5 protein-coding genes are annotated in these 7,237 nt (G+C 48.9%); all 5 read right to left on the bottom strand.

What is annotated here, in order from left to right:
• Positions 1-152: 152 nt before the first annotated feature.
• The 5 genes from QUB06_RS25055 to QUB06_RS25075 all read right to left on the bottom strand — a co-directional run bounded on the left by QUB06_RS25055 (position 153) and on the right by QUB06_RS25075 (position 7,089).
• Complete coding sequence (locus QUB06_RS25055) at positions 153-1,373, bottom strand: alanine racemase (RefSeq protein ID WP_333437586.1); 1,221 nt, start codon at positions 1,371-1,373, stop codon at positions 153-155.
• A 232-nt stretch (positions 1,374-1,605) separates the two neighbouring features.
• Positions 1,606-3,363, bottom strand: coding sequence for an asparagine synthetase B family protein (locus QUB06_RS25060; protein WP_333437587.1), 1,758 nt, complete (start codon positions 3,361-3,363; stop codon positions 1,606-1,608).
• Positions 3,364-3,987 carry a DUF3859 domain-containing protein gene (locus tag QUB06_RS25065; RefSeq protein WP_333437588.1) on the bottom strand — a complete coding sequence of 208 codons (624 nt, stop codon included), beginning with the start codon at positions 3,985-3,987 and terminating at the stop codon, positions 3,364-3,366. It abuts the gene before it with no gap.
• A gap of 303 nt (positions 3,988-4,290) precedes the next feature.
• The gene (locus QUB06_RS25070; protein WP_333437589.1) at positions 4,291-5,007 is read right to left on the bottom strand and encodes an HAD-IA family hydrolase; all 717 of its coding nucleotides are present in this window, start codon (positions 5,005-5,007) and stop codon (positions 4,291-4,293) included.
• Positions 5,008-5,175: 168 nt separating this feature from the next.
• On the bottom strand, positions 5,176-7,089 hold the full coding sequence (locus QUB06_RS25075; RefSeq protein ID WP_333437590.1) for a S9 family peptidase: 1,914 nt from the start codon (positions 7,087-7,089) through the stop codon (positions 5,176-5,178).
• Positions 7,090-7,237: the final 148 nt, after the last annotated feature.

Raw genomic sequence — 7,237 nt, forward strand, 5'->3', positions numbered from 1 at the left:
AGAGAAGAGAGATAATAACTAGAAGGAAGAAGGAAGTTCGGCAACGGATTCTGTAACGGATGTAACGGATGTAACGGATGTAACGGATGTCAGTCCGATGGAAGTCGCAAGAAGGAAGAAACTATGCCCAATGCCCAATGCCCAATGCCCTATTAAAATATTTGCCCGTTTAACAAGATAGAATAGTCTTCTCGCTGTCGAATTAATCGATCGCCCTTAGCATCAATCAACACCTCAGCAGGGCGGGGGCGGTGCAGAAAATGTGACGACATCGCATAGCCGTAAGCCCCGCTATCCAAAATCGCGATCGCATCTCCAATTTTGAGTTTCGGTAGCCAACAGTTGCGCCCCAAATAATCCCGCGAATAAGTTGTGTTGCCGCAAATATCTGTTTCATGTCGCGATACATCGTCGGTTTCCCAAGTTGCGATCGCGCGATAGCCCCCGTGTACTGCCGGCACCGATAGATTTGATACAGTCGTATCCACCCCGACAATTTGCCGCGCGCCCAACCACTTCACCGACACAACTTTCGCAAGCAAAACGCCACAACCTGCGATCGCCGATCGTCCCGGTTCAATCACCAACTCGATCGGGCGAGATAGCGCACTCAATCGTTCAGTAATCGCCGCACCAAACTCCCGCCAGTCAAACACTGCACCGCCTCGATAGGGATAGCCAAAACCACCGCCAAAATCGAGGGTTCGCCAATCGGGCAACAGTTGGGCGATCGCAATTAGCCGATCGATCGCCTGCGTAAAAGCACTCGTGGCGTTCGTTCCTGTCCCCCGATAAAAATGCAATCCAGTAATCCTCAACCCCTGCTGCTGGGCGATTTCGTTGGCTTTCTCGAATTCGGCGGGACGCACTCCAATCCGACTGTCTCCCGTCAATTCCGGTGAGTTGAGGCGCAGTCCGATTTCGGCACGGATCGATCGCGGTTGACTGCGCGAATATTCGCAAAAATCCTGGAGTTGCGACAGACTATCGAAATTGAATTGATCGATTTTCCATTCAATCAATTGCTGAATATCCGCCCTGTTGAGGTTACTGCCGGTGTAGACAATGCGATCGCTCGTAAAACCCGCTTTCAGTCCCAAAAAAACATCCCCTGGTGTATTCGCGTGTAGCCCCCAACCAGCTTGCTGAATCAATTGCAACAGAGCAATATTGCCGTTGGTGACGGCGGCAAAATGAAACTGAACGTGGGGATAGTCGATCGATCGCGTAATATGCTCAAGAGTCTGACTGAGGATCTCGGCCTGATACACATATAAGGGCGAACCATAAGTTGACAAAAGTCGCTTGGCTAATGCTTCCGAGAACGGCGGCGAATGTATTTTGGTTTCATTTTGTAGCAAAGATTCAGTCATATTAAATCCGTTAGTATAAGAATGATAAAATCGATTCAAGAATTAATAATCACGAATTGTGTAACCGGAATCAATCTCCTTAATCTGCGTTAATCTGTGTTAATCTGCCCTCATCTGCGGTTAAAAAAAGAGAATTTATTAACCGCAGATGACAAGGGATAGACACGGATTTACGCAGATGAAAACAAGAGAGATATGAAGAATGCCGATGCAGCGCGGATTTGAGATGAGTTCATTCTAGCCTCCTGCGATATTTCCAAATGCGTTGTCCGATCGCCGGTGGCAACCAAAACACATGATCGAGCGATCGCTTGCCCGGAATTTCGCCTAAAACCTCGGTTCGCCATGCCTGCCACATCAGCAGCAGCCAGAGATTATTGCCAATATAGCGATCGCGCATAGCAACTCCGAGTTGTCCCGATAACATTGAGTCAGCCAAATGGGGCTGCCAGCAATTTTGCGATCGCAACAGATTCGGATTCAGCCGATCGCCGATCGCAGCCCAAAACTCCCGGTAATACCAAACCTTCAACGGCACACCCATGCCGCGCTTTTCCCGCCAGACAATTTCCGGCGGCAGCCAGCGTTCGGAGGCTTTTTTGAGGATGTATTTTTCGCACGCACCTTGCAGTAGCAGCTCTCCTGGCAGTTGAAACGTCCATGCTGTGAGGTCGGGGTCGCAGAAGGGCGATCGCACCCACAAACCGCAAGCAAACCCCAATGCCGTTGCCCTCGGCTGAATATTTTGGGCACCTTTGAGCATCAGCGAAGCCCGCCGCAGCCTCGCTAGCAGGGAAGGACAGGTTTCGGGATCGATCGCGTCTTGCAGGTAAACGCTCAAATCGTGAGACTGGATGCGATCGAGCATTTCTGGCGAAAAAATCTGTTTTTCATAACCATAAAATCGCTGAAACGTCCGCAAATACTGCTGTTCAAAAGTTTCTCCTCCGGCGGGATGCTCTGCTGTGTAAACTCCGTGGGCAATCAAAGGCTTGTTTGTCCATCCAGCAAATAGCTGATCGCCATTCTCGCCATTGAATACAACTCGCACGTCTTGCGCCGCCGCCTGTTTGAGCAAAAACAGTGCAGCCGTCGTGCCATCTCCATAGGGTAAATCGAGGGCTTTGGCGGTTGGCCCGATCGCCCGCAACACAGCATCGCCCGTTGCCGCCACTCGGATCAGCGGAATCTGGAAAAAGTCCGCCACCTGTTGGGCGTAGGGCAGTTCGGAATAGGCTTCGACACCAAAATCGAGGGCATAGGCGCGCACGTGCAAGCCTGCTTTCACTAGCAGCGCCGTCACCAGGGAAGAATCGATGCCGCCGGAGAGTAAAACGCCCACGGGTTCGTCGATCGGCAAATCGGCCACTTGTCGATCGATCGCCTGTTGCAACAGCCCTTGCAATTGTGCGATCGCCTCATCCTCACGGCGCAGTAATTGGGGCGCTTCTTGCCAAGCCGATTGCAGCGATTCCCTACAGGATAGCTTCGCCGCGCGTACTTTCGGCCGATCGTTAACATCGGCGATTTCCCAAATCATCTCGCTTCCGGCTGCTACGGATGCAATTTGCTCGATCGGCGTTAACGGCGCGGGCACGTAGGAAAAACAAGCATAACTGTGTAGCGCGATCGGGCTAATTTGAGGGGAAGCAATCAGCGGTAGCAGCAATTGCATTTGCGTCGCAAACCAAATCGTTTCTCCCAACTGCATCCAGTACAACGGCACTCGCCCAAACGGATCGCGCCCCAGCCGTAGCTGTTTCGCTTCTACCGCCACCCAAGCATCTCCCGGAAAATCGGTTGGCCCAAATCGCCCGCAAGCATTCAGCGTCACTGTGTCAGCCGTGAGTACAGATGCAGAGGCGATCGCCCATTCTGATAATTTGCCCTGCCGGATGAAGTAGTCTGGGGCTAAACGGCTGAGCGTTTTTGTGCAATCGTCCAGTCCCCAATAGCCGATAAAATGTGAAGGTTTGTCGATCGCACCCATCTATTTCACCGTGAAAGGTTCACTGCTGATCGCGCGCCCATCCAGGGACATCCGAACTTCCCATTTGCCTGGGGCGGCAGCAGATCCGAGATCGTAAAAGCAGTGCGTATTCCAAACTGCAGTATCGATCGTGCGAGTTTGATACCTGCCCTGATGAACAATGTCACCGCTGGGATTAATCCAATCGCATTGCAGAGACAACTCACGACCGATCGGAGCATTTTTCAACGTCACCTGGTAGTAGATGCGGGGGTTGATTTGACGGTTGACTTGAGTAAGGCTGTCACCACCTTTTTTCGATAGCGCAATCCTGTCTTCTCCTCCCACAACTTGAGCAGTTTTTTGTTGCTGATTTTGCCCGAACAGCACGCCTATACCGATCGCAGAAATGACAACGGCTGTCGAGGCGATCGCGATCCAGCGGTTGCGTCGCTGCTGTTTTTCTAGGACTTCGCGGCGGCGCATTTGGGCGATCGCATCTTCTAAAAGCTCATCAGGCAGATTCAACTCCCGTAAAATTTCTCTTACCTGATCCGGGGCCAATTCTAACTCGCGCTGCTGCGATAACTTGTCGATTTCAGCGACTACCTGTGCTAACTGAGTTTGAGTGAGTCGAGGTTCCATAAAGTTCACGATTAGTATCTGTAATGTTCTTTCCCACTAGAAAGTTAAATATAGCGTTCGCCTCTCTCTTCTCGAACTCACCGCCCTCTGCGCTCTCTGCGGTTAAATTACTCATATTATTCAATAAACAGCTTTATAAGTCAATTCATATAAATCATAACCTTAACCTCATAAAATTCATATTTATAGTCCTGGACGCATCGGGACTCATGGGAAACCGGGTTTTTTTACGAAAAGACGCCTTGCCACCCGCAGATCGGGTAAAAAACCCGGTTTCTTTGCCGGAGTGCGTCCCGGACTGACTTATATAAAATCCAGACTAGGAAACTCTTCTATTTTTTGAAAATCTGTTAAATTAAACTTTGCTGAATCTATTTTTTCCTGGTGGCGATTCAACCAAACCGCATTTAAACCAGCAGCTTTAGCACCGCAATAATCAGCCTTAAAACTATCGCCGATATGCAAAACGTTTTCCGCAATGCAATTGTGCTTTTGCAAAGCTGCGGTAAAAATTTGAGACTGGGGTTTTGCTGCACCAACTTCGGTGGAAATTGTCACTGATGTGAAATATTCAGCTAAGTTTAGTGCTTTTAATACTGCATAAAGTCGCGAATCGAAATTCGATACTACTGCTAATTCAATTCCTTGTTGCTGCCACTTATTTAATGCTGGCAATACGTCGGGATAGACGAACCAAGGTTCGGCGGTGGCAAAATGAGCGTAGAGTTCGACAAAGAATTTGGGAAAGTCAGAAAATTGCTGGAAAATGCCTGCTATTTGGAATGCTTTTGCGGAAACTGTTTGCCACCACTCAAATTCTAATTCGGGAATTTTTGCCGCTTCTCTCCCTGGAAATGCCATCGGGCTTGCTGAGGCGAAGCTTTGGAAAAATGCTGCATTTAACTCTTCACTCTTAACTGTTACTCCAAACCTCTGGGCTATTTGTCCGTATACCTCGCCGACGCTACCGCGAACATCAAATAGTGTACCTGCGGCATCTAGAAAAATAATTTTGGTCATTTGAGAAGAAAAAGGGAAGAGGAAAGAGGACTTATCGCACATCCGGTTGCATCGGAATGATTTAACCACAGAGGACACAGAGAACACAGAGGAAAAGAAGAGAAGAGAAGAGAAGAGAAAAGAGATTTGAATAATTCCTTCTTTCTTCTTCCTTTTTCCTTCTTCCTTCTAATTAGTTGTTTGCGGATTCACCAAGCCAGAATGATTGGCAAGGTTGCCTGCAGGTTCAAATCTGCCTCCTAAATATTTGGCTAGGAATTCTTCGGCGATCGCATAAAAGTGCAGGCGATTTTCTGGCCGCGCAAATCCGTGTCCTTCGTCTGTATAAAGCACGTATTCTACAGGTTTGCCGGCTTGCTTCATGGCATTGACAATTTGCTCGCTTTCTGCTAATTTAACTCGCGGGTCGTTGGCACCTTGGGCGATGAGTAAAGGTTTCTGGATGCGATCGACAAAAAATAAAGGCGAGATCGATTTCAGAAACTCTGGTTCTGTTTCCAAATTGCCGACGCGGTGATACATATTTGCTTTGAGAGGTTCCCAGTAAGGGGGAATACTTTGCAGCAGTGTAATCAAATTGCTTGGCCCGACAATATCGACGGCGCAGGCAAAAACATCGGGACTAAAAGTCAATCCCACTAAGGCAGCATAACCACCGTAAGAACCGCCCATAATCGCAATTTTATCTGGTTGGGAAATTCCTGTTTCTACCAGCCAATTAACCCCATCTAGCAAGTCGTCGTGCATCTTAGCGGCCCATTCGCGATTGCCGGCATTGAGAAAGGCTTTGCCGTAGCCGGCGGAACCGCGAAAATTGATTTGCAAAACGGCGTAACCTCGGTTTGCCAGCCATTGGGCTTGTGGATTGTAACCCCAAGTATCGCGCCCCCAGGGGCCACCGTGAACAAGCAAGACTGTCGGTACGGGTGTTGAGACACCAACCGGTTTTGTCAGGTAGCCGTGAATGGTTAAACCATCTCTTGCGGTGTAAGAAATGGGTTCCATTGATGATAGCGGTAGCCCTTCGAGTTTGGGTTGGTTGCTGAACAGGAAGGTGAAGGTTTTGGAGGGGCGATCGAACACATAATAGTAAACTGGGCCGTCGTCTGTCATGTAAGCGACTAGCCAAGTGGTATCGGCGAGGTTGCGACTGGTGATGGAGAATTCGCCGGGGCGGAATTTGCGGAGCTCCTCAAAATCCTCTGCTATGCTTTGGTCTAAAATCTGCCACTCTTGCTTGTCCTTGTAGAAGGAAACCGCCTGAATCTCTCGCTTGGTGGGGTGTCCCACAAGGTTGCCGACATCGTATTCTGGGTCAGAGGCGAGCTCAGTTTCTTGTTTGGTTTCTAAGTCTAATGCGATCAAACGTTCGGCGTTAGCATCATGATTGCCCATGATGTAAAGAATTTTGCCGTTTTCTGAGAACATGAGGGCACCGCCTTCCTCGTCGGGCCCCCAGCTTCGCAGGCTTTCCCAAGACTTGTCCGCAGTTTCCCGAAACACCAATTCTGATCCGCCGTCGGCAGTTCTGGCTGTGGCCGCCCGCACTTGGAATTGGGCGTCAGCAATCCAACGGACGATGTTACCTGGGTTTTCGGTGTCAAATTCAACTGCACCATTTTTGAGGTTGATGCGGTAAACGTCGTGTTTGCTACGATCGCGGATGTTCATTCCCACTAATATTTCATTGGGGAATTTGCGATCAAAGGCGATCGTCTGAGCTTGAACGCCTTGAAATGGTGTCAAGTCGCGAACCAGATTTGACTGGATATTGACTAAATATAAATGCCAGTTTTCATCACCGTCTGCATCTTGGAGGTAAATTAACTCTTCGCCGCTGTAAGTCCAGTAAAAGATGCGAATGCCTCGTTTTTTATCTGCTGTCAGTTGGCGATCGTCTGCTTGACCGACGGTACGCAATTGCACTTGCAAGACGTTGTGTTCATCGGGTGCAATGTAGGCGATATACTTGCCGTCGGGTGAAAGTTTGGGGCTAGTTTTTTCGGGATTTCCAAACAAAATTTCCCGCTCGATTAACGGTGGAAGTTCTGTTTTTGGCTGTTGAATTGTAGGAGTTTGCATTTTTTATTGTACCTAATATTTTCTATAGGAACGGGCAAGATGCCCATTCCACAAGAATATTGAATTTTTTGGGAACGGGCAAGATGCCCATTCCACAAGAATATTGAATTTTTTGGGAACGGGCAAGATGCCCATTCCACAAGAATAT

Origin of the sequence: Microcoleus sp. D2_18a_D3, assembly GCF_036702455.1 — a bacterium.
In the GTDB taxonomy this organism is placed as follows: Bacteria; Cyanobacteriota; Cyanobacteriia; order Cyanobacteriales; family Microcoleaceae; genus Microcoleus.